Consider the following 19,614-nt stretch of genomic DNA (forward strand, 5'->3'; position numbering starts at 1 on the left):
GTCCCCGCGAAGGCGGGGCCCATGCTCCCAACGTGATCGTTCAGCGTTGATGGCCGATGCGTTCGAAGCACGCAACGATAACACTGTGAATTCAGGGGTTATGGGTCCCCGCCTTCGCGGGGACGACATCGAAAATGAAACGCAAGGATCTTTTAAGAGAGCAGCGTTCAAACCGCCCCGCGCCCGACGCTCTCATAGGTGAAGCCCAATTCTTCCATCTCGTCGCGGCGATAGATATTGCGCAGGTCGATCATCACGGGCGTCGCCATCTCACGCTTCAGCCGCTTCAGATCGAGGGCGCGAAACTGCCGCCACTCGGTGACGATCACCAGCGCATCGGCATCCTTGGCGACCGCATAAGGATCTTCGCAGTACGTGATATCCGGCAGTTCGGTCTTGGCCTGTTCCATGCCCGCCGGATCGTAGGCGCGCACCTTCGCGCCAAGGTCGAGCAGTCCGGTGACCAGCGGGATCGACGGAGCCTCGCGCATGTCGTCGGTGTCCGGCTTGAAGGTGAGACCCAGCAAACCGATGGTCTTGCCGCGCAGATTACCGCCGAGCGCGTTGGAAACCTTGCGCGCCATTGCACGCTTGCGATTGTCGTTGACCGCGAGCACGGCTTCGACGATGCGCAGCGGCACATCGTGATCCAGCGCGGTCTTCACCAGCGCGCGGGTGTCCTTCGGAAAGCACGAGCCGCCGAAACCGGGACCAGCGTTGAGAAACTTCGGACCGATGCGATTGTCGAGCCCGATGCCGCGCGCAACCTCCTGCACATCGGCGCCGACCTTCTCCGACAGATCCGCCATTTCGTTGATGAAGGTGATCTTGGTCGCGAGAAATGCGTTGGCGGCGTACTTGATCAGCTCCGCCGTCCGCCGCTCGGTGTACATGATCGGCGCCTGATTGAGATACAGCGGGCGATAGACCTCGCCGAGAACCTTGCGCGCACGCTCGTCCGACGTTCCGACCACGATGCGGTCCGGATGCTTGAAGTCGCGGATCGCCGCACCCTCGCGCAGGAATTCAGGATTGGACGCGACGGCGACGTCGGCCTGTGGATTGGTTTCGCGGATGATGCGCTCGACCTCGTCGCCGGTGCCGACCGGCACCGTAGATTTGGTCACGACCACCGTGAAGCCCTGCAGAGCCTTGGCGATCTCGCGGGCCGCAGCATGCACATAGGTCAGGTCGGCGTGGCCGTCGCCGCGCCGCGACGGCGTGCCGACCGCGATGAACACGGCGTCCGCCTCACCGACCGGGCCGGCCAGATCGGTGGTGAAATCGAGCCGCCCGGCGCTCACGGAGGCGGCCACCAGCCGGTCCAGATCGGGCTCGAAAATCGGAATTTCGCCGCGGTTAAGGGCGGCGATCTTGCCGGCATCGGTATCGACGCAGGTCACGCGATGGCCGAAATCCGCGAAACAGGCCCCGGACACCAGCCCCACATAGCCTGTGCCGATCATGGCAATCCGCATGTATTTACCCACCCAGGACGCAAATTAACGATGTTGTTGTCGCGGGGGCTTTTAGCGCAATTCCGCGTGAAGTGGGCACAACATTTGTATGAATAAAGGAGAAAGAAACCCATGCGCCCCATGATGGCGCGCAGTTGGACCGAAACGAGACACGATGAGCAACAACGGCACATCCGGCGCGCTCCTGTCCCCCGCCTCCGAGCGGATCGACTGGGTCGACTATGCCAAGGGCATCTGCATCATCATGGTGGTGATGATGCATTCGACGCTGGGCGTCGAGGCGGCCGCAGGCAAGCAGGGTTTCATGCACCTGTTCGTCGAGTTCGCAAAGCCGTTCCGGATGCCGGATTTCTTCCTGATTTCAGGGCTGTTCCTGGCACGGGTGATCGACCGCGACTGGCGCACCTATCTGGACCGCAAGGTGGTCCATTTCGCCTACTTCTACGTGCTGTGGGTCACCATCCAGTTCGGCTTCAAGGCCCCCGGCTTCGCCGCCGAGCAGGGCTGGAGCCATGTCGGTGTCATGTATCTGCAATCTTTCATCGAGCCGTTCGGCACGCTGTGGTTCATCTACCTGCTACCGGTGTTCTTCGTGGTGACCAAAGCCACGCTGCGCATCCCCGCAGCGCTGATCTGGCTGATCGCCGCATTGCTTGAGGCCGCGCATATCGCCACCGGCTGGACCGTGATCGACGAATTCGCCGCGCGCTTCGTCTATTTCTATTCCGGCTACCTGTTCGCGAACTATGTATTCGCGCTGGCCGATCGTGCACGCGACAAGCCAAGCCTCGCACTGGCCGGCCTTGCGGCATGGGCGCTGATCAATGGCGTTCTGGTGTTCGCAGGCTTCGGCGACCGCCCGGTGATTTCGCTGGCGCTCGGATTTGCCGGCGCCTGCGCCGTCATCGTCACCGGCACATTGCTCGCCCGCGCCAACTGGCTCGGCTTCCTGCGTTACTTCGGCGAACACTCCATCGTGATCTATCTGGCGTTCTTCCTGCCGATGGCAATCACGCGCGTTGTGTTGCTGAAGACGGGCATCATTGCGGACATCGGCATGATCTCGCTGATCGACACCATCGCGGGCGTGCTCGGCGCGCTTTTGATGTGGTGGGGCGCGAAACGCGCTGGGCTCAACTTCCTGTTCGAACGGCCCGCCATGTTCTGGATCGCGCCGAAGCAAAAGCGCCCGGCCCTGCAGGCGGCGGAATAAATCCACGATGTCGTCCCCGCGAAGGCGGGGACCCATACTCCCTGAGCGAGCGGTTCCTGAAGCGATTCTCATAGTGTTCTGTGGCTATGGGTCCCCGCTTTCGCGGGGACGACGCAGGTTTTGGACTGCCCTCGCCAAGAATCCAGTGTGCATCTACCTTCCAAAGGGGTGTTATTCGCAGCCAAAATCCTTAAGTTGCGGCCATGCCGAAAAAGCCCGCATCCCCCGCGAAATCACCCGCCGCGAAACCCGCCGCTGTCAAAGAGCCCGCCGCCAAAACTGCGGCGACGACGGCTCCTGCGGCCAACGCCCCCGCCAAGGGCGACCACGTCTTTCTGGTGGACGGCTCGGGCTACATCTTCCGCGCCTACCACGCGCTGCCGCCGCTGAACCGCAAGTCCGACGGCCTGCAGGTCAACGCCGTGCTCGGCTTCTGCAACATGCTGTGGAAGCTGATGCGCGACATGCCGCCGGACAACCGGCCAACCCACCTCGCCATCATCTTCGACAAGTCCGAGGTCACGTTCCGCAACGAACTCTATCCCGAGTACAAGGCGCAGCGGCCGCCCGCGCCCGATGACCTCATTCCGCAGTTCGCGCTGATCCGCGAGGCAGTGCGCGCGTTCGATCTGCCGTGCCTCGAACAGTCCGGCTTCGAGGCCGACGACCTGATCGCCACTTATGTGCGCGAAGCCTGCGAACGCGGCGCGACCGCAACCATCGTCTCCAGCGACAAGGATCTGATGCAGCTCGTGACCGATTGCGTGTCGATGTACGACACCATGAAGGATCGCCGCATCGGCATTCCCGAAGTGATCGAGAAATTCGGCGTACCACCCGAAAAAGTGGTCGAGGTGCAGGCGCTGGCGGGTGACTCGGTTGACAACGTGCCAGGCGTGCCGGGGATCGGCATCAAGACCGCGGCGCAGCTCATCACCGAATACGGCGACCTCGAAACGCTGCTCAAGCGCGCCCCAGAGATCAAGCAGCCGAAACGGCGCGAGGCGCTGATCGAGCACGCCGAGAAGGCGCGCATCTCGAAGAAACTCGTTCAACTCGACGACCGTGTGCCGCTCGATGTGCCGCTGGATGATCTCGCCGTGCACGAACCGGATTCACGCAAGCTGATCTCATTTCTCAAGGCGATGGAATTCTCGACGCTGACGCGTCGCGTCGCCGAGTATGCGCAGATCGATCCGTCGGATGTCGAAGCCGATGCCGGCATGAAGAGCGCGTTCGCACCCGCCGATGTCGCGGCTTCATCACCGGCCACACTGCCGCTGGGCGGCGAGCCTGACCTGTTTGCCAAAGGGACATCGGGCGGAACGTCCAACGCCGGCCAGTGGGCGGGATCGACGCCGCAGCCGAAGCAATCCGCAACCAATGGCGCGGGACCTCAGACGCCAAAGGCGCTGGCCGATGCCCGCGCCGCGGAAGCGCGCAGCGCCAAATTCAATCGCGCCGCCTACGCGACGATCAAAACCCTCGACGAATTGCAGCGGCGGATCGCGCGCGCCTTCGACATCGGCCAGGTTGCCGTGACGGTGGAGACCTCCAGCGCCGACCCGATGCAGGCGGAGATCTGCGGCATCTCGCTGGCCACCGGCGTCGGTGAGGCCTGCTATGTACCGCTGGCGCACACCAAGCCCGGCGACGGCTCGGGACTGTTCGCCGGCGGACTGGCATCGGATCAGATTAAGGCTGCTGACGCGCTCGCCGCGCTCAAGCCGCTGCTGACGGATGTCGGTGTTCTCAAAATCGGCCACGATCTGAAGTTCGATACCGTGGTGCTGGCACAGCACGGCATCGAGATGGCTCCCATCGACGACACCATCCTGATTTCCTACGTGCTCGATGCGGGCCGCGCCAAGCACGATCAGGAGTCGCTGGCCGAGAGCTGGTTCGGCCACAAGGCCATCGGCTTCACAGAGCTGACCGGCACTGGCAAGAACCGCATCGTTTTCGATCAGGTGCAGGTCGACAAGGCCACCGAATACGCCGCCGAGCGCGCCGACATCGTACTGCGGCTCTGGCGCGTGCTGAAGCCGCGCCTGATGGCGTATCGCGTCAACACCGTCTACGAGACGCTGGAGCGCCCGCTGGTGTCCGTGCTCGCGCGCATGGAGCGGCGCGGCATTTCCATCGACAGACAAGTATTGTCGCGTCTGTCCGGCGAGTTCGCGCAGACCGCCGCGCGCGTCGAAGCAGATATTCAGAAAATGGCGGGCGAGCCGATCAATCCGGGTAGCCCGAAGCAACTCGGCGACATCATGTTCGGCAAGATGGGTCTTCCGGGCGGCGCGAAAACCAAAACCGGCGCATGGTCCACCTCCGCGCAGATCCTCGACGAACTGGCGGAGGCCGGACATGAATTTCCGAAACATGTTCTGGAATGGCGGCAGGTCACCAAGCTGAAATCGACCTACACGGATTCACTGCCGGAATACGTCAATCCGCAGACCCATCGCGTGCACACGACCTACGCACTGGCCGCGACTACCACGGGCCGGCTGTCGTCCAACGAGCCGAACCTTCAGAATATTCCGGTGCGCACAGAGGACGGCCGCAAGATCCGCAAGGCCTTCATCGCCGCCAAAGGCTACAAGCTGGTCTCGGCGGACTATTCTCAAATTGAACTGCGGCTGCTGGCCGAGATCGCGGACATTCCGTCGCTGAAGCAGGCGTTCCGGGACAAGCTGGACATTCACGCCATGACCGCGTCGGAAATGTTCGGCGTGCCGATCAAGGACATGCCGAGTGAGGTGCGCCGCCGCGCCAAGGCGATCAACTTCGGCATCATCTACGGCATCTCGGCATTCGGCCTCGCCAACCAGCTCGGCATTCCGCGCGAGGAAGCCGGCGCGTATATCAAGAAATACTTCGAGCGCTTCCCCGGTATCCGCGCCTACATGGATGCGACGCGCGATTTCTGCCGCGAGCATGGCTATGTCGAAACCATCTTCGGCCGCAAATGCCACTACCCGGACATCAAGGCGAGCAATCCGTCGATCCGCTCGTTCAACGAGCGCGCCGCGATCAACGCGCGCCTGCAAGGCTCCGCCGCCGATATCATCCGCCGCGCCATGATCCGGATGGAAGACGCGCTCGCCGAGAAGAAACTGTCAGCACAGATGCTGCTGCAGGTGCACGACGAACTGATTTTCGAAGTGCCGGACGATGAAGTCGCCAAGACCTTGCCGGTGGTCCAGCATGTGATGCAGGACGCGCCGTTTCCGGCGGTGTCGCTGTCGGTGCCGTTGCAGGTCGATGCGCGGGCGGCGAACAACTGGGACGAGGCGCATTAGAGCCTCTGTCACCGTATTATTTGCAAATGTCGTCCCCACGAAGGGCGGGAACCCATAACCACCGAAGGTGGTGAGGATCGTCGAAAGAGCCGTTGGCTTAGAGAGTATGGGTCCCCGCTTTCGCGGGGACGACGTGATCTTCTTTCTTCCCTCTCCCACAAGGGGAGAGAGAAAAGCTCAACCCAGTTTCACCTCAAACCCCTTCGTCACGCCCGGCCGTGCCATCATCGTTGCGTACCAGCGCTTCACGTTGGGGAAATCGGCGAGCGCGACCTTGTGACGCTCGTGCCGCCACGCCCAGCCGAGAATGGCGAAGTCGGCCACCGAGGTTTTGTCCGCGACAAATTCGCGCCCCTCAAGACGCCGGTCCAGCACGGCATAGAGCCTTCGCGTTTCCTTCATGAAGCGCTCGAGGCCGTAGCGGCGGTCCTGCTCGTTCTCGAGTGCGATGAAATGATGCACCTGGCCGGGCATCGGCCCGAAGCCGCCCATCTGCCACATCAGCCATTCCAGCACCGGAATGCGTTCGCCCAGATCCCTGGGCAGGAATTTTCCGGTCTTCTCGCCGAGGTACAGGAGGATCGCGCCAGATTCGAAGATGCTGACCGGCTTGCCGTGCGGACCGTCCGGATCGACGATGGCGGGAATCTTGTTGTTCGGGCTGATCTTGAGGAAGTCCGGCGCGAACTGCTCGTCCTTCGATATGTTGATGGGATGCACCTTGTAGGGCAGGCCCATTTCCTCCAGCGCGATGCTGATCTTGCGGCCGTTCGGCGTATTCCAGGTGTAAAGGTCGATGGTCATTTGCTGCCTTTATTGATCTTGCGCTGTTGACGGTGGGCGATCCGCTGTGGAATGTCCACGCCGCAGAGGATAAATTCCCGCAATTCCCCGTAGCTTGAAGAGATCGCCTTGTCCAAATCAGCGTCCCGCGCCCGCCTTGCCGACATCATCCGCAAACGCTCGTTCGGGCGCGGCGAAATCACGCTGGCGTCCGGCCGCAAGAGCGATTTCTACTTCAACCTGAAGCCCACCATGCTCGATCCGGAAGGCGCCGCTCTTCTTGCGGAACTGTCGCTCGACGCGCTGAAGGACGATCAGGTCGATTACATCGGTGGACTGGAGATGGGCGCGGTGCCGATTGCCGGCGCCATCGCGCAACTGTCGTGGCTCAAGGGGCATCCCATTGCAGCCTTCTTCGTGCGCAAGAAGCCGAAGGAACACGGCGCGCGGCTCGCGGTCGAAGGCCTCGCCAAGGGCGAAAGCCTGAGCGGCAAACGCATCGTTATCGTCGAGGACGTCACCACCACCGGCGGATCCGCGATCAAGGCGGTGGACGCGGTGAAGGACGCCGGCGGCGAGGTCGTGATGGTGTTCACCATGGTCGACCGGGACGAAGGTGCCACCGAAGCGTTCACCGAAGCCGGCATTCCGTTCCGCGCGCTCTACAAGGCGGGCGAATTTCTGAAAGGCTGATGCCGCTCCTCCTCACCACTGAAAATTCTCGGTCGTTCCGGCCAAGCGAGCAAAGCGAGCGCGAGCCGGAATCCATAACCACGGAATAGAGAATGCAGATATCTCCCCGTCCCCACCGACTTCGGGGGTTATTGGTCCCGGCTTTCGCCGGGACGACCGTGAAAAGCATCCTCGCCTGCGTCCTGCTTTTGCTTCTCCCCGCACCCGCGTTTGCCGCCGAAGGACTGGACGGCGCGAAGCTGTCGATCCTGTGGGCGCTGCCGTTCGTCGGCATCCTTTTGTGTATCGCCACAGGTCCGGTGTTCTATCCTCACGTCTGGGAGCATCACTATGGCAAGTTTACCGCGTTCTGGGCGGCGCTGATCGTCATCCCGCTGTTCGCGACCGTCGACGTGTCCACTGTGACGACCACGCTCGCGCACACCGCGCTGCTGGAATACATGCCGTTCATCCTGCTGCTGCTGGCGCTGTTTGTGGTGGCCGGCGGCATCTATCTCGAAGGCAACCTGCGCGACAGCGTCTTCACCAACACCGTGCTGCTCGCGGTCGGTTCGGTGATGGCCAGCATCGTCGGCACCACGGGTGCTGCGATGATCCTGATCCGCCCGCTGATCCGCTGCAACGACAGCCGCAGATATAACGCGCACGTCGTGGTGTTCTTCATCTTCCTCGTCGCCAATATCGGCGGCGCGTTGTCCCCGCTTGGCGATCCGCCACTGTTCATCGGCTTCCTCAAGGGCGTCGATTTCTTCTGGACCACGAAGTACCTCTGGCAGGAAACGCTGTTCGTGGGCGGCGTTGTGCTGACGGTCTTCATGGTGATCGATCTTTACATGCACCACCGCGAGGGCCGTTTCTCGAAGAAGAAAGATCCGACACCCGACTCACCGCTCAAGCTGCACGGCAAAATCAACCTCGCGCTGATTGCGGTCGTCATCGCCGCCATCCTGATGAGCGCGCAGTGGAAGCCCGGCATTGCCTTCAACGTCGCGGGCGTCGAACTGCGAATTCAGGACCTGCTGCGCGATGCTATCTTCGTTGTGGTGGTGTTCGCATCGCTTGCGTGGACCAGGAAATCGGATCGCGAGGCCAACGGGTTTTCGTGGGGACCGATCCAGGAAGTGGCGATCCTGTTCGCCGGCATCTTCATCTGCATCGTGCCGGTGATGGCGATGTTGCAGGCGGGCGCGCAGGGGCCGTTCGCCGCCCTGCTCGGTCTCGTCACCAATGCCGACGGCAGCAACAACGCCGCCGCCTATTTCTGGCTGACCGGCATCCTGTCGTCGTTCCTCGACAACGCGCCGACTTACCTCGTGTTCTTCCAGCTCGCGGGCGGCGATCCGCAGGTGCTGATGGGAGCGAAGGCCGCGACGCTGGCCGCGATCTCGTCCGGCGCGGTCTACATGGGCGCCAACACCTATATCGGCAACGCACCGAACTTCATGGTCTACGCCATCGCGCGGCAGGCCGGGGTGAAGATGCCGAGCTTCTTCGGCTACATGGTCTGGTCGATGCTGGTGCTGGTTCCGACCTTCGTACTGACGACGTTCCTGTTCTTCAAGCCGTAGGCGCGCCTCGGCTTCGGACATGACGAAGAAATCCGCTGGCGGAGAAGTCCTGATGAAAGTTGCGGTAATGGGAGCCGGAGCGGTCGGCTGCTACTTCGGCGCGATGCTGGCGCGGGCCGGGCACGACGTAACCCTGATCGCGCGGCCGCAACATGTCGAAGCCATCAGGCAGCATGGCCTGATGTTCGAGAGCCGCAGCTTCAACGGCGCAATTCCGGTGCAGGCCACAACCGAGGCTTCCGGCGTCGACGACGCAGACATCGTGCTGTTCTGCGTGAAGTCGGCAGACACCGAATCCGCTGGACAGTCGATCGCTCCCTTCCTGAAGCCGAACGCGACGGTCCTCTGTCTTCAGAACGGCGTGGACAATGCCGAGCGGCTGCAGGCAACAATCCGGCAAATCGCGGTTCCCGCCGTTGTTTACGTCGCCACCGAGATGGCGGGCCCGGGCCATGTCAAACACCACGGGCGCGGCGAGCTGATTGTCGGCGCCTCACCGGCTAGCGCGGACATCGCGCGGCAGTTCAGCGACGCTGCGATACCGACAACGGTCTCGGACAACGTGATCAGCGAGCTGTGGGTCAAGCTGATCACGAACTGCGCCTACAATGCCCTGTCGGCGGTTGCGGATCTGCCTTACGGGCCGTTGCTCAAGGTCGAGGGTGTCACCGGCGTGATGCACAATGTCATCGACGAATGCACCGCCGTCGCACGGGCGCTCAATATCCCGCTTCCCGAAACTCTGCGCGATGCGACGCTGGCGCTCGCTGCCGCGATGCCGGCGCAGCATTCCTCCACCGCCCAGGATCTGGCGCGCGGCAAACTCACCGAGATCGACTATCTGAACGGGTACGTGGTGAAAAAGGGAAAAGAGCTCGGCATCGCGACGCCTACCAATCTCACGTTGCACGTCATGGTCAAGTTGCGCGAAGCGCACCTGCAACATTCGCATTCCTAACCTCGCGTTTACCATCGCGTCTTAAGGTCATTGACGCTGCGGCATAAGCCTGCCGCGGGTGTCAGCGTTGCGTGAGTGGGGCCGTCGGTGTTGCGTAAACAGTTGCGTACTTCGCGCGTGCGGCGCCGCATGACGCTTGTTCTCACCCTCATGCTGGCGATGCCCGTGGCGCTTGCGCCACGCGCGGCGTCCGCAGGCATTTTCGATTTCCTGTTCGGCGGCGACAAGCCGGAGCGGCAAGCGCCGAAGCAGGCGCCAAGCAATGCCTTCGCCGATCCGTTCGGCCTGTTCAATTCCGATCCAGCACCCGCGCCGTCGGCTTCATCCGGCGGACGCTTCACCACCTATTGCGTGCGGAGCTGCGACGGCCGGTATTTTCCGCTGACCTCGCGCGGCGGCGGCACGCCCGCGCAGATGTGCCAGTCGTTCTGCCCAGCCAGCCAGACCAAGGTGTTCTCCGGCAACAGCATCGATTATGCAGTCGGCAACATGGGCGAGCGCTATGTCGATACGCCGAATGCCTTTGCCTACCGCAAGGCGCTGAAGGCGGACTGCACCTGCAACGGCCGCGACCCGGCGGGCCTCGCGCCGGTCGACCTGTCGCTCGACACCACGCTGCGCCCCGGCGACATCGTTGCAACTTCGGACGGGCTTGTCGCTTATTCCGGCACGACTTCCGCCAACGGCCAGACCGCCCAGTTCACGCCGGTCAACAACTATCCGGGCCTGACGCCGGCGCTGCGCGCGCGGCTTGGCGAGATGAAGGTCGCGCCGGTGGCCGCCGAACTTCCTGAGGATACCTATTCGTCGCAGGACATCACCGGATCGCTCGCGCAGCCCGAAGCGCCGCAGGCCGCCGTTGTGCCGTCGCCGAAGATCGCCGCGCCGAAACCCCGCGCGCGGATGTAATACGAGAAACGAATCGCGAACGCCTCAGCTGTCGTCCCCGCGTAAGCGGGGACCCATAACCACCGGCCTCGTGTTGTGGGGACGATGTCGAGGCAAACATCCCTTAAGATTTGAGAATTCAGCGAGTATGGATCCCCGCTTTCGCGGGGGCGACACAGCAGATAAACGCAATCGCTGAGACTGTAAGTCGATGAGACTCTTCACCGCCCGACGATGACGCCGATCACGTTCGGTGCGGCGAGATATTTTTCTTCCATCTCCATGCGCGCCCGCGCCTTGATCTCCGGCGTCAGCAGGCCGCGATGTTCGGCCAGGATCATCCAGCAATAGCCCCACCAGTCGGTCAGGATGCCGGTGTCGTCGATCAGATCGTAGCCGTGCTCCGCGGCGAAGATCCGCGCGCGCGCCTCGTCCAGTGAATCGAGGAATTCATGATCCTTCAGCGAGAACAGGTCGTCGCTGAAATCGTCGGTGGTGTAGCCCCATACCGACATGCAGACCGCATTGAACTCGCGGTCGATATGATCGTCGTCCACCAGCCGCGTCCGGGCGGCGGTATGGAGACGGGAGAGCGTCCGGGCGAAGTCCGCGATGCGCGTCAGCGCCGTGTTGTCGAAAGCGATATTGGACATGTAGTCCTCAAGACCAATGACAGACCCTAGATGTGGTGGCGCAACGCGCCGAATCACAATGATATATCAATGACTTGCTAAAGTGTTCTTAATTTGTTCTGAATGCAAGACGAAGCAGCCGGGCCCAAACTGCTACTGCCGCGTCTCCGCGCGCGGCGAGGAATGGTGATGCGCGATCATCCATTTGCCCTCGCGTCTGACCACCAGCATGGTGAAGCGCGACGGCCGCGGCGTATCGTTCTCCGCCGCCCGGCTAAACGTATAGAGGCCGGTGCCGACCACAGCGTCGTCGTTGAGCACAATCGTATAGCGCTCGGTGATGACGTTCTTTCGTCCGCTGCCCGGCAGCGCCTCGAAGTATTTCTGAAGCCCTTCGGTTCCTTTCGAAACGATCGGGCTGGTGGTGCCGAGCAAAATGGCATCCGGCGTGTAAAGCTTCACCAGCGCATCGCGGTCGTTGGCACTGTAGGTTGCCGACCAGCGGTCGATCACCGCATTCGCCTCCTCAGCCGGGCCGGCAATGACCAAGCCCGGAGCCATGATCACCAGTATTGCGAAGAGTACGCGCGCGAAAGCCATCATCCTGACCTCCCTGTTCGACATACCGCGTCAATCTAGCACAGGCGGTGACGGGCGGCATCCACGCGCATAACCGCCATTACCTCGCACGTCATTGAATTCAGCGCCGGTCCTGCGCACAGTTCGACCCGCATGTGGGAGCCATCGATGCTTGAGAAGACGCCTGAGACACACGTGAACGATACCGCCCATCCGTTCGACCGCGCCACGCAGGTCACCGCCGTGGACGGCCGCTGGCGCGGCACTGCCAGTGAAGACTATTTCGCGTTTGTCGGTCTGTTCGGCGGCGCCACCGCCGCGACCATGCTGCGCGCGATCATGGTGCAGCCGGAACGGATCGGCGATCCGCTGTCGGTCACCGTGAATCTGTGCGCGCCGGTGGCCGCTGGCGGCTTCGATCTCAGCGTCCGGCTGATGAAGGCGACCCGCTCGACGCAGCACTGGATGGTCGAACTGTTGCAAGACGGTGAGGTCGCGGCCTTCATAACTGCTGTGTTCGCGGTTCGCCGCCCCTCATGGTCACATCAGTCAGCGACGATGCCGGAGGCCCCTGCGTTCGACACTATCAAACCGTTACCGGACAGCGGCATCGCAAATTGGGTGCGGCAGTATCAGTTTCGCTTCGTGGAGGGGATGCCAAGTTACAACAAGACACCGCACGATGTGCCGGCGAGCGCCTATTCCAGGATGTGGCTCAGCGACACCACGCCCCGGCAGATCGATTTCCTGTCGCTGCTGTCGATGTCCGACACCTTCTTCGCGCGCATTTTCCATGTTCGCGGCACGATCGTGCCGATCGGCACTGTGTCGATGACGACAGCATTTCATGCCGACGCCGCCGATCTGGCCGCCGAGGACATCACGATGGTGCTCGGCGCCGCCGACGCAAATGTCTTTCACAAGAGCTTCGCCGACCAGATCGGCCAGTTGTGGAGCCCGAGCGGACGCCTGCTCGCGACCACCTCGCAGGCCGTGTATTTCAAGGCTTAGAAGTCCGTCCCGTCTGCCGATGAGGGACGAATTGCCGCAGCGTGCCGCGGCGACAATCTGACTGTCACATTACGCGTGCATGGTCCGGCCACCTGCTCGCGATCCGGCATTTGTGACTGCGGTCCCACCGCGATTTCCGGTTCTGACGGGCACGCTCACCAGCCCAACCGGAGATTTTCCATGATCCAGAAATTGTCCCATCGTCTCGCGACGGTTGCCGTCGCCGTCGCAGCATCCATGGTTGCCTTCACCGCGCACGCCGAAATCGACAACAGCTCGCTGTCCGCGCCGGGCTTCCGTCCGCATGTGCGCACCTTCGGTCTGGTCTACACGCTGCCCAAAGACGTGAACGACACCCTCGACCTGACCACCAAGGGCATGCTGCGCGAAAAGCTGCTCAACGCAAAGCTCGAAGACGAGGCCGCACGGCACAACATTCCGCACGTGACGGTGGTGCATATCCACAACGCCGACGCCACCACGCCTGACAAAATGCTGAAGGCGCTGCCCAAGCTGCCGGGCGTTCTCAACGTCACCCTGAAGAAGTTCTACACCACCGAAGCCGCCAAGGGCGCTGGTCAGCCGTGGTGGCTCGATCTCGGCATCGTCAAGGAAGGTGCGGACTTTGAAGCCATGATGGCGTTCAACACCACCGCCACCGCCGCGCTCGCGCCGCTGCGCGACGGCCCGCTGCCGCGCTGCACGGGACCGGTTTACGCCGCCATGAGCGACGCCGCCAAGGACCTTGTGAAGACGGTCGGCGTCAGCGGCGTCAACGTGGTGAAGGACGGCAAGGAGCTGCGCTCGCACAATCCGCACAACACGATGGTCTACAGCAACGTGAAATTCTCGCCGGACCTGCAGAAGGACATGGATCAAACCGCAACCGAGTTCAACCAGATCCTGCCCGACGGCATCCCGGTCTCGTTCAAGACCATCTCCATTGTCGAGCTGGGCTTTGCCGGAAACGTGCTGCGCGAAGTCTACCGCATCGACCTTCAGAACGGTGCGATCCTGAACGTCGCCAGCGGCAAAACCACGGGCACCACCACCGCGACCGCGCGCTGAGTTTCAGGCGTCTCGACACGTCTCGCAAATAGTAAGGGCGGCTCGATGAGCCGCCCTTTCCAATTCAAGCAACGTCCGGTCAGCGCGGATAGACCGGCGCGCAAACCGTCTGTCCACCGGCAAGGCGCTCGACGGTAACGTAAAACCGCCTTGAGCCGCGCGGCGGTGAGCACCTCGGACGGTGTTCCCTGCGCGACGATCACCCCGTCCTGCATCAGCGCGACCTGGCTCGCCACGGCAAAGGCCTGATCGGGATCGTGGGTCGAGAGAATGACGCCGGTGCCGCGCGCCGCAAGCTTGCGGATTTCCGCCAGCACCGCGACCTGATTGCCGAAGTCGAGGCTCGCTGTCGGTTCATCCATCACAATCAGGCGGGCGGCCTGCGCCATCGCCCGCGCCACGATCACCAGCTGGCGCTGCCCGCCCGACAGCGTCGTCACCTCGCGCGCCGCCAGCTCGGCAATGCCAAGTTCGGCAAGTGACTCCTGCGCGATGGTCCTGTCTTCAACTGTCGGCGCAGCGAACACGCCGCGATGCGCAACGCGGCCCATCAGAACCAGATCGGACACTGTGTAGGGAAACGCCGTGTCCTGCGCCTGCGGCACATAGGCGATGCGGCGCGCGATTTCCGCGCGCGGCAAACCGGCCAGCGCATCGCCGCCGAGCGTAACGCCGCCGCCCTGCGGCCGCAGCAGGCCAAGCAGCGTCTTGAACAGCGTGGTCTTGCCGCACCCGTTCGGCCCCAGCAGACACAGCACTTCGCCGACCTCAATGCTCAGATTCAGACCAGTCCCCACCGGCCGCTCGGGATACCCGAATGCGAGATCGTGGGCTGTGAGGCGCATCACATCGGGGTGAAGAATGCTGATATCGGCATTGGCATCGGCATCGATTGCGGCCAGACCAACTTCGGCGAATTCGGCCACGCCCACCGCGATCTGACGGCGATCGGCACCGTGGTGAACCGCGCGGCCCGGGCGCAGGCCGCCGCGAAAGCCGGCGAGATTCTTGTGACCGGCGCGGTGCGCGACCGCGTCGGCGACATGGTGTCCGGCGACGGAAATAATTATGCGCTGAAAGGCTTCCAGCAGCCGGTGAGGCTTTTCTCCGCCTGAAAGGCAACGCGCGATCCAACAAAAAGGGCGGCCCGATGAGCCGCCCTTTCTGATTCACATATGCTAGTCGAAGCGATCACTCCGCCGCGAGCTTGACCTCGGGGGCGGCGGCGCGGACTTCCGCGTCGACCTGCTTTTCGAACTGTTCGAAATTCTTCTGGAACATGCCGACCAGCGCACGTGCGGTCTTGTCGAACTCGGCCTTGTCCTTCCAGGTGTTGACCGGGTCGAGAATGTCGCTCGGCACGCCGTCCAGCGCCGTCGGCACCGCGAAGCCGAAATACTTGTCGGTGCGGAACTGGGCGTTGCGCAGCGAACCGTTCAGCGCCGCGGTCAGCAGCGCGCGGGTCACCTTGATCGGCATGCGGCTGCCGGTGCCGTACTTGCCGCCGGTCCAGCCGGTGTTGACCACCCAGCAATCGACGTTGTGCTTGGCGATCAGCTCTTTCAGCAGCTTGCCGTATTCGGCCGGATCGCGCGGCAGGAACGGCGAGCCGAAGCAGGCCGAGAATTCCGGCACCGGCTCGTTGCCGAGACCGCGCTCGGTGCCCGCGACCTTCGCGGTATAGCCCGACAGGAAGTGATACATCGCCTGCGCCGGCGTCAGCTTGGCGATCGGCGGCATCACGCCGAACGCGTCGGCGGCGAGCATCACCAGATTCTTCGGATGACCGGCGCGGCCGGTCAGCGACGCGTTCGGGATCGCCTCCAGCGGATACGCCGAACGGGTGTTCTCGGTCTTGGAGCCGTCGTCGAAATCAGGCTCGCGCGTGACCGGATCGAGCACGACGTTCTCGAGCACGGCACCGAAACAGATGCTGGCGTCATAGATCGCCGGTTCTGCTTCGCGCGACAGCTTGATGGTCTTGGCGTAGCAGCCGCCTTCGAAATTGAAGATGCCATCGGGACCCCAGCCCGTCTCATCGTCGCCGATCAGCGTGCGGTTGGGATCGGCCGAGAGCGTGGTCTTTCCGGTGCCGGAGAGGCCGAAGAAAATCGCGCTGTCACCGTTCGGGCCGACATTGGCCGAGCAGTGCATCGGCATCACGCCCTGCGCGGGCAGGAAGTAGTTCAGCGTCGTGAACACCGACTTCTTCATTTCACCGGCGTACTGGCTGCCCGCGATCAGCACGATCTTGCGGGTAAAATCGATCGCGACGACGTTCTCGGACTTGCAGCCATGACGCTTCGGATCGGCGCGGAAGCTCGGCAGATCGACGATGGTCAGTTCAGGCGCAAAGCTCGCAAGCTCGGCCATCTCGGGACGGCGCAGCAGCGTGCGGATGAACAGCGAGTGCCACGCCATTTCGGTGAACACGCGCGTCTTGATCTGGAATTTCGGATCGGCGCCGCCGTAGAGATCCTGCGCGAACAGGCTCTTGCCTTCGCAATGCTTGAGGAAATCCTGATACAGCGCTTCGAACTGTTCGGAGGTGATCGACTGGTTGCCGCCCCACCACATGGTCTTGTCGGTCAGCGCGTCGCGCACCGTGAACTTGTCTTTCGGGGAGCGGCCGGTGAACACGCCGGTCTCTGCGACAAGCGCACCGCCGGCTGATAGTTCGGCTTCATTGTTGCGCAGCGAATGCTCATAAAGCGGCGCGGTGCCGAGATTCCAGTTCACCTGTTTGAGATTTTTAAAACCGAATTTATCGGTGCCGAAAGCACCGTTGCGCACACCCGTCTCTTGCACTTTCAGAATCTCCCACAAAGACCGCGTATCGTTTCGCGCGGCTTATCGCCAAACGCCCCTGTCGCGGATGCCGGGGATCATAGCTCCCGGGCCTCAATCCGGCGACTTATTAGTGGGCAACGCCCGGCTTGCCAAGTCGATCCGTCATAAAGCGGTAAAGATCGCCGGGACCGGCGAAAACAGGTTGGATTTCACTGGCTTGGCTGCCCCCTTTGCGTGGCCCGGCCATCACCCCTAGGCTTGCCGCAGCGCAGCACTGGCGGACGGCGCGGCGCGATGCCGCTGGAGGGCGACCTTGTTCCCGTCGCCGCGCGTCGATGTAATCAGGCCATAACTGCGCGTGTTCGCGCGCGGGAACGGCAGCACGGGGAGCGTCTGATGCGCAAGTGTTTGAGCATTGTGTCGAGCGTTATGATGTTGGCGATGGCAGGGATGGCCCACGCCCAAGAGAAGAAAGTGATTGCAACGCCGGATGCGCCGCCAGCGATCGGGCCGTATTCGCAGGCCATTCGCGCCGGCAAGACCGTGTATCTGGCCGGACAGGTTTCGATCGATCCGAAGACCAAGCAGTTCGTCAACGGCACCATCGAAGAACAGACCAAAATGGCGCTCGACAATCTGAAAGCCGTGCTCGCGGCCGACGGCCTGACGATGGATCACGTCGTCTCGACCGGCGTGTTTCTGAAAGACCTGAACGAGTTCGGAAAGATGAACGGGGTCTATGGCACGTATTTCAAGAATGCGCCGCCAGCCCGCGCCACAGTCGAGGTCGCGCGGCTGCCGCTGGATGCGCGTGTCGAAATTTCCGCCATCGCCGTGCATCCGTAGCCGACTGCTGCACCGCTCGGGCAGGCTTCTTGTTACACGCCTGCCCGCGCCCGGTCGGCCAGGGTCTTCAGGGCTTGCCGCAATGCGCCCGGCGTGACGATCCGCTCGGGAAAATCGAGCCGAAGCGTGCGCCGGTCGTCCTGCAGGTCGAGGCCCTGCGGATCACAGCCGGTGCAGCGCCAAGAACTTTCTCGAGTGCCTTCCGTGGCGCCAAGCAATTTCGCGTAAAGATTCATCGTGTCCGTGTGATCCGCATTCATGTGCGCGACGATATCCGGCTCGGCTTCAAGGAGCGCCTCCGCGCCGGCCAGATCGGTGAGGAAATCGCGCGGCGCGAGATCGACGATGCGGCCGAACCCCGCCACCAGATGCACGCCGCATGGCCTGATCCGGAAAAACGAAAAATCGCGAAAGCCCGCGAAGTCCTCGGCTGACGGATGCGCCGCGAGATAGCGCCGCTTCAGGAGTTCAGCATCGTCCTTTGCTTCTTCGGCGGTCCCCGCGAGCATGATGCGCGCACCCTCCAGCGGATCGCCCGGCGCGCGTTCGTCCAGCATCAGCGAGACGCGCGGATCGTTCAGGATATTTTTGGTGTGAACCGCCAGCCGCGAGATCAGCAGGATCGGCATTCCATCCGGCAGCGAGGCGATGGCGACCAGCGAGCAATAGGGATCTCCACTCTGCGGCATAAGCGTCGCCAGCGCCCCCTGACGGGAGCGCGCGAGCAGCGAGCGGGTCAGGTCAGCCGGTTTGACGGTAGCGGAGGGGTCCATTTATCTTCCTGATTTCATTGGTTAACGGGCTTTTTTACGCCAAAAAGGGTTATAACCCGGAACAATCGCCTTATATAACCGTCAAGTTCCAGTCGGTATCCGGATCAGGAACTCGGTCACATTTCAGCCCAGCTTGCATTGCTCGTTGGCATGCGGACCACCGCCTTATTTCACGGCATCCGATTTGCCGGTCAGTACGCCCACAACACTCGATTTGGAAAGCAGGCTCATGCCCACAATCGCCCTGGTCGATGACGACCGCAACATTCTCACGTCGGTCTCGATCGCGCTGGAAGCCGAAGGCTACCGGATCATGACCTATACGGATGGCGCGTCGGCTCTCGACGGGTTCAAGACGAGCCCGCCGGATCTCGCGATCCTCGACATCAAGATGCCGCGCATGGACGGCATGGAAACGCTGCGCCGCCTGCGCCAGAAGTCCGATCTGCCGGTGATCTTTCTCACCTCGAAGGATGAGGAAATCGACGAACTGTTCGGCCTGAAAATGGGTGCGGACGATTTCATCCGCAAACCGTTCTCGCAGCGCCTGCTAGTCGAGCGCGTCAAGGCCGTGCTGCGGCGCGCAGTGCCGAAAGATCCGGCCGCCGCGCCGAAGGAACTGGACGCCAAGGCGCTGGAGCGCGGCCTGCTGCGCATGGACCCGGAACGTCACACCTGCACCTGGAAGAACGAGCCGGTGACGCTGACGGTCACCGAGTTCCTGATCCTGCAGGCGCTGGCCACCCGCCCCGGCGTGGTGAAAAGCCGCAATGCGCTGATGGACGCGGCCTATGACGATCAGGTCTATGTCGATGACCGGACCATCGACAGCCACATCAAGCGCCTGCGCAAGAAGTTCAAGGCGGCCGACGACGATTTCGAGATGATCGAAACCTTGTACGGCGTCGGTTACCGGTTCAAGGAAACCTGACCGTTCGGCATGCGCCACGGTCTAGGGCCCGACGGGTCACCCGCATGCCGGTTGGTGCTATAAGAAGCCGACCGCGAACCAACAATCGGGCGTTTAGC

At 62.5% G+C, this 19,614-nt stretch carries 18 protein-coding genes; 11 read left to right on the forward strand and 7 right to left on the reverse strand.

The window, feature by feature from the left end; translation table 11 throughout:
• Positions 1 to 167: 167 nt before the first annotated feature.
• Positions 168 to 1,478 carry a UDP-glucose dehydrogenase family protein gene (locus HNQ36_RS15140; protein WP_184086436.1) on the reverse strand — a complete coding sequence of 437 codons (1,311 nt, stop codon included), beginning with the start codon at positions 1,476 to 1,478 and terminating at the stop codon, positions 168 to 170.
• A 154-nt stretch (positions 1,479 to 1,632) separates the two neighbouring features.
• On the opposite strand from HNQ36_RS15140, the gene HNQ36_RS15145 reads away from it, so the two are divergent.
• Positions 1,633 to 2,691 carry an acyltransferase family protein gene (locus HNQ36_RS15145; RefSeq protein ID WP_184086438.1) on the forward strand — a complete coding sequence of 353 codons (1,059 nt, stop codon included), beginning with the start codon at positions 1,633 to 1,635 and terminating at the stop codon, positions 2,689 to 2,691.
• 203 nt (positions 2,692 to 2,894) lie between these two features.
• Positions 2,895 to 5,996: a DNA polymerase I gene (gene polA, locus HNQ36_RS15150; RefSeq protein WP_184086440.1), complete on the forward strand. Its 3,102-nt coding sequence runs from the start codon at positions 2,895 to 2,897 to the stop codon at positions 5,994 to 5,996.
• Positions 5,997 to 6,173: 177 nt separating this feature from the next.
• On the opposite strand, the gene HNQ36_RS15155 is transcribed toward polA, so the two are convergent.
• Positions 6,174 to 6,800, reverse strand: coding sequence for a glutathione S-transferase family protein (locus HNQ36_RS15155; RefSeq protein WP_184086442.1), 627 nt, complete (start codon positions 6,798 to 6,800; stop codon positions 6,174 to 6,176).
• A gap of 108 nt (positions 6,801 to 6,908) precedes the next feature.
• Here HNQ36_RS15155 and pyrE point away from each other — a divergent pair, with 108 nt between their 5' ends.
• From pyrE to HNQ36_RS15175, 4 genes are all read left to right on the forward strand, one after another.
• Complete coding sequence (gene pyrE / locus HNQ36_RS15160; protein ID WP_046827841.1) at positions 6,909 to 7,472, forward strand: orotate phosphoribosyltransferase; 564 nt, start codon at positions 6,909 to 6,911, stop codon at positions 7,470 to 7,472.
• 158 nt (positions 7,473 to 7,630) lie between these two features.
• On the forward strand, positions 7,631 to 9,040 hold the full coding sequence (locus HNQ36_RS15165) for a sodium:proton antiporter (RefSeq protein ID WP_184086444.1): 1,410 nt from the start codon (positions 7,631 to 7,633) through the stop codon (positions 9,038 to 9,040).
• Between the two features lie 52 nt (positions 9,041 to 9,092).
• Positions 9,093 to 9,998: a ketopantoate reductase family protein gene (locus HNQ36_RS15170; RefSeq protein WP_184087077.1), complete on the forward strand. Its 906-nt coding sequence runs from the start codon at positions 9,093 to 9,095 to the stop codon at positions 9,996 to 9,998.
• 129 nt (positions 9,999 to 10,127) lie between these two features.
• The gene (locus HNQ36_RS15175) at positions 10,128 to 10,907 is read left to right on the forward strand and encodes a DUF2865 domain-containing protein (protein WP_184086446.1); all 780 of its coding nucleotides are present in this window, start codon (positions 10,128 to 10,130) and stop codon (positions 10,905 to 10,907) included.
• A gap of 200 nt (positions 10,908 to 11,107) precedes the next feature.
• On the opposite strand, the gene HNQ36_RS15180 is transcribed toward HNQ36_RS15175, so the two are convergent.
• Positions 11,108 to 11,539, reverse strand: a complete 432-nt coding sequence (locus HNQ36_RS15180; RefSeq protein ID WP_046827844.1) for a hypothetical protein — start codon at positions 11,537 to 11,539, stop codon at positions 11,108 to 11,110.
• Positions 11,540 to 11,671: 132 nt separating this feature from the next.
• A complete protein-coding gene (locus HNQ36_RS15185) occupies positions 11,672 to 12,121 on the reverse strand; it encodes an SgcJ/EcaC family oxidoreductase (RefSeq protein WP_184086454.1) in 450 nt (149 codons plus the stop codon).
• Positions 12,122 to 12,265: 144 nt separating this feature from the next.
• Here HNQ36_RS15185 and HNQ36_RS15190 point away from each other — a divergent pair, with 144 nt between their 5' ends.
• Positions 12,266 to 13,108 (forward strand): acyl-CoA thioesterase, encoded by an 843-nt coding sequence (locus tag HNQ36_RS15190; RefSeq protein ID WP_184086456.1) that lies wholly within the window; start codon positions 12,266 to 12,268, stop codon positions 13,106 to 13,108.
• A 180-nt stretch (positions 13,109 to 13,288) separates the two neighbouring features.
• Positions 13,289 to 14,176 (forward strand): hypothetical protein, encoded by an 888-nt coding sequence (locus HNQ36_RS15195; RefSeq protein WP_184086458.1) that lies wholly within the window; start codon positions 13,289 to 13,291, stop codon positions 14,174 to 14,176.
• Here HNQ36_RS15195 and HNQ36_RS15200 read toward each other — a convergent pair.
• Positions 14,107 to 15,021 carry an ABC transporter ATP-binding protein gene (locus HNQ36_RS15200; protein WP_246395395.1) on the reverse strand — a complete coding sequence of 305 codons (915 nt, stop codon included), beginning with the start codon at positions 15,019 to 15,021 and terminating at the stop codon, positions 14,107 to 14,109. The genes HNQ36_RS15195 and HNQ36_RS15200 overlap by 70 nt on opposite strands.
• A 9-nt stretch (positions 15,022 to 15,030) precedes the next feature.
• On the opposite strand from HNQ36_RS15200, the gene HNQ36_RS15205 reads away from it, so the two are divergent.
• Positions 15,031 to 15,291, forward strand: coding sequence for an adenylate/guanylate cyclase domain-containing protein (locus HNQ36_RS15205; RefSeq protein WP_347339973.1), 261 nt, complete (start codon positions 15,031 to 15,033; stop codon positions 15,289 to 15,291).
• 76 nt (positions 15,292 to 15,367) lie between these two features.
• Here HNQ36_RS15205 and HNQ36_RS15210 read toward each other — a convergent pair whose 3' ends face one another.
• A complete protein-coding gene (locus HNQ36_RS15210) occupies positions 15,368 to 16,984 on the reverse strand; it encodes a phosphoenolpyruvate carboxykinase (protein ID WP_184086460.1) in 1,617 nt (538 codons plus the stop codon).
• Between the two features lie 432 nt (positions 16,985 to 17,416).
• Between HNQ36_RS15210 and HNQ36_RS15215 the strand changes: the two genes are divergently transcribed.
• Positions 17,417 to 17,812: a RidA family protein gene (locus tag HNQ36_RS15215; RefSeq protein WP_210312047.1), complete on the forward strand. Its 396-nt coding sequence runs from the start codon at positions 17,417 to 17,419 to the stop codon at positions 17,810 to 17,812.
• A 32-nt stretch (positions 17,813 to 17,844) separates the two neighbouring features.
• Here HNQ36_RS15215 and HNQ36_RS15220 read toward each other — a convergent pair whose 3' ends face one another.
• The gene (locus HNQ36_RS15220) at positions 17,845 to 18,585 is read right to left on the reverse strand and encodes a HugZ family pyridoxamine 5'-phosphate oxidase (RefSeq protein WP_184086462.1); all 741 of its coding nucleotides are present in this window, start codon (positions 18,583 to 18,585) and stop codon (positions 17,845 to 17,847) included.
• Positions 18,586 to 18,814: 229 nt separating this feature from the next.
• Here HNQ36_RS15220 and HNQ36_RS15225 point away from each other — a divergent pair, with 229 nt between their 5' ends.
• On the forward strand, positions 18,815 to 19,516 hold the full coding sequence (locus tag HNQ36_RS15225) for a response regulator transcription factor (RefSeq protein WP_184086464.1): 702 nt from the start codon (positions 18,815 to 18,817) through the stop codon (positions 19,514 to 19,516).
• Positions 19,517 to 19,614: the final 98 nt, after the last annotated feature.

The organism is Afipia massiliensis, assembly GCF_014203115.1.
Lineage (GTDB): Bacteria > Pseudomonadota > Alphaproteobacteria > Rhizobiales > Xanthobacteraceae > Afipia > Afipia massiliensis.

Coding starts and splice junctions, on each gene's coding strand:
- HNQ36_RS15200 (WP_246395395.1), bottom strand. CDS start 15,021: ATGCGCCTCACAGCCCACGATCTCGCATTCGGGTATCCCGAGCGGCCG.
- HNQ36_RS15225 (WP_184086464.1), top strand. CDS start 18,815: ATGCCCACAATCGCCCTGGTCGATGACGACCGCAACATTCTCACGTCG.
- HNQ36_RS15145 (WP_184086438.1), top strand. CDS start 1,633: ATGAGCAACAACGGCACATCCGGCGCGCTCCTGTCCCCCGCCTCCGAG.
- HNQ36_RS15220 (WP_184086462.1), bottom strand. CDS start 18,585: ATGGACCCCTCCGCTACCGTCAAACCGGCTGACCTGACCCGCTCGCTG.
- HNQ36_RS15175 (WP_184086446.1), top strand. CDS start 10,128: ATGACGCTTGTTCTCACCCTCATGCTGGCGATGCCCGTGGCGCTTGCG.
- HNQ36_RS15185 (WP_184086454.1), bottom strand. CDS start 12,121: ATGATGGCTTTCGCGCGCGTACTCTTCGCAATACTGGTGATCATGGCT.
- HNQ36_RS15170 (WP_184087077.1), top strand. CDS start 9,093: ATGAAAGTTGCGGTAATGGGAGCCGGAGCGGTCGGCTGCTACTTCGGC.
- HNQ36_RS15180 (WP_046827844.1), bottom strand. CDS start 11,539: ATGTCCAATATCGCTTTCGACAACACGGCGCTGACGCGCATCGCGGAC.
- polA (WP_184086440.1), top strand. CDS start 2,895: ATGCCGAAAAAGCCCGCATCCCCCGCGAAATCACCCGCCGCGAAACCC.
- HNQ36_RS15190 (WP_184086456.1), top strand. CDS start 12,266: ATGCTTGAGAAGACGCCTGAGACACACGTGAACGATACCGCCCATCCG.
- HNQ36_RS15140 (WP_184086436.1), bottom strand. CDS start 1,478: ATGCGGATTGCCATGATCGGCACAGGCTATGTGGGGCTGGTGTCCGGG.
- HNQ36_RS15155 (WP_184086442.1), bottom strand. CDS start 6,800: ATGACCATCGACCTTTACACCTGGAATACGCCGAACGGCCGCAAGATC.
- HNQ36_RS15195 (WP_184086458.1), top strand. CDS start 13,289: ATGATCCAGAAATTGTCCCATCGTCTCGCGACGGTTGCCGTCGCCGTC.
- HNQ36_RS15215 (WP_210312047.1), top strand. CDS start 17,417: ATGGCCCACGCCCAAGAGAAGAAAGTGATTGCAACGCCGGATGCGCCG.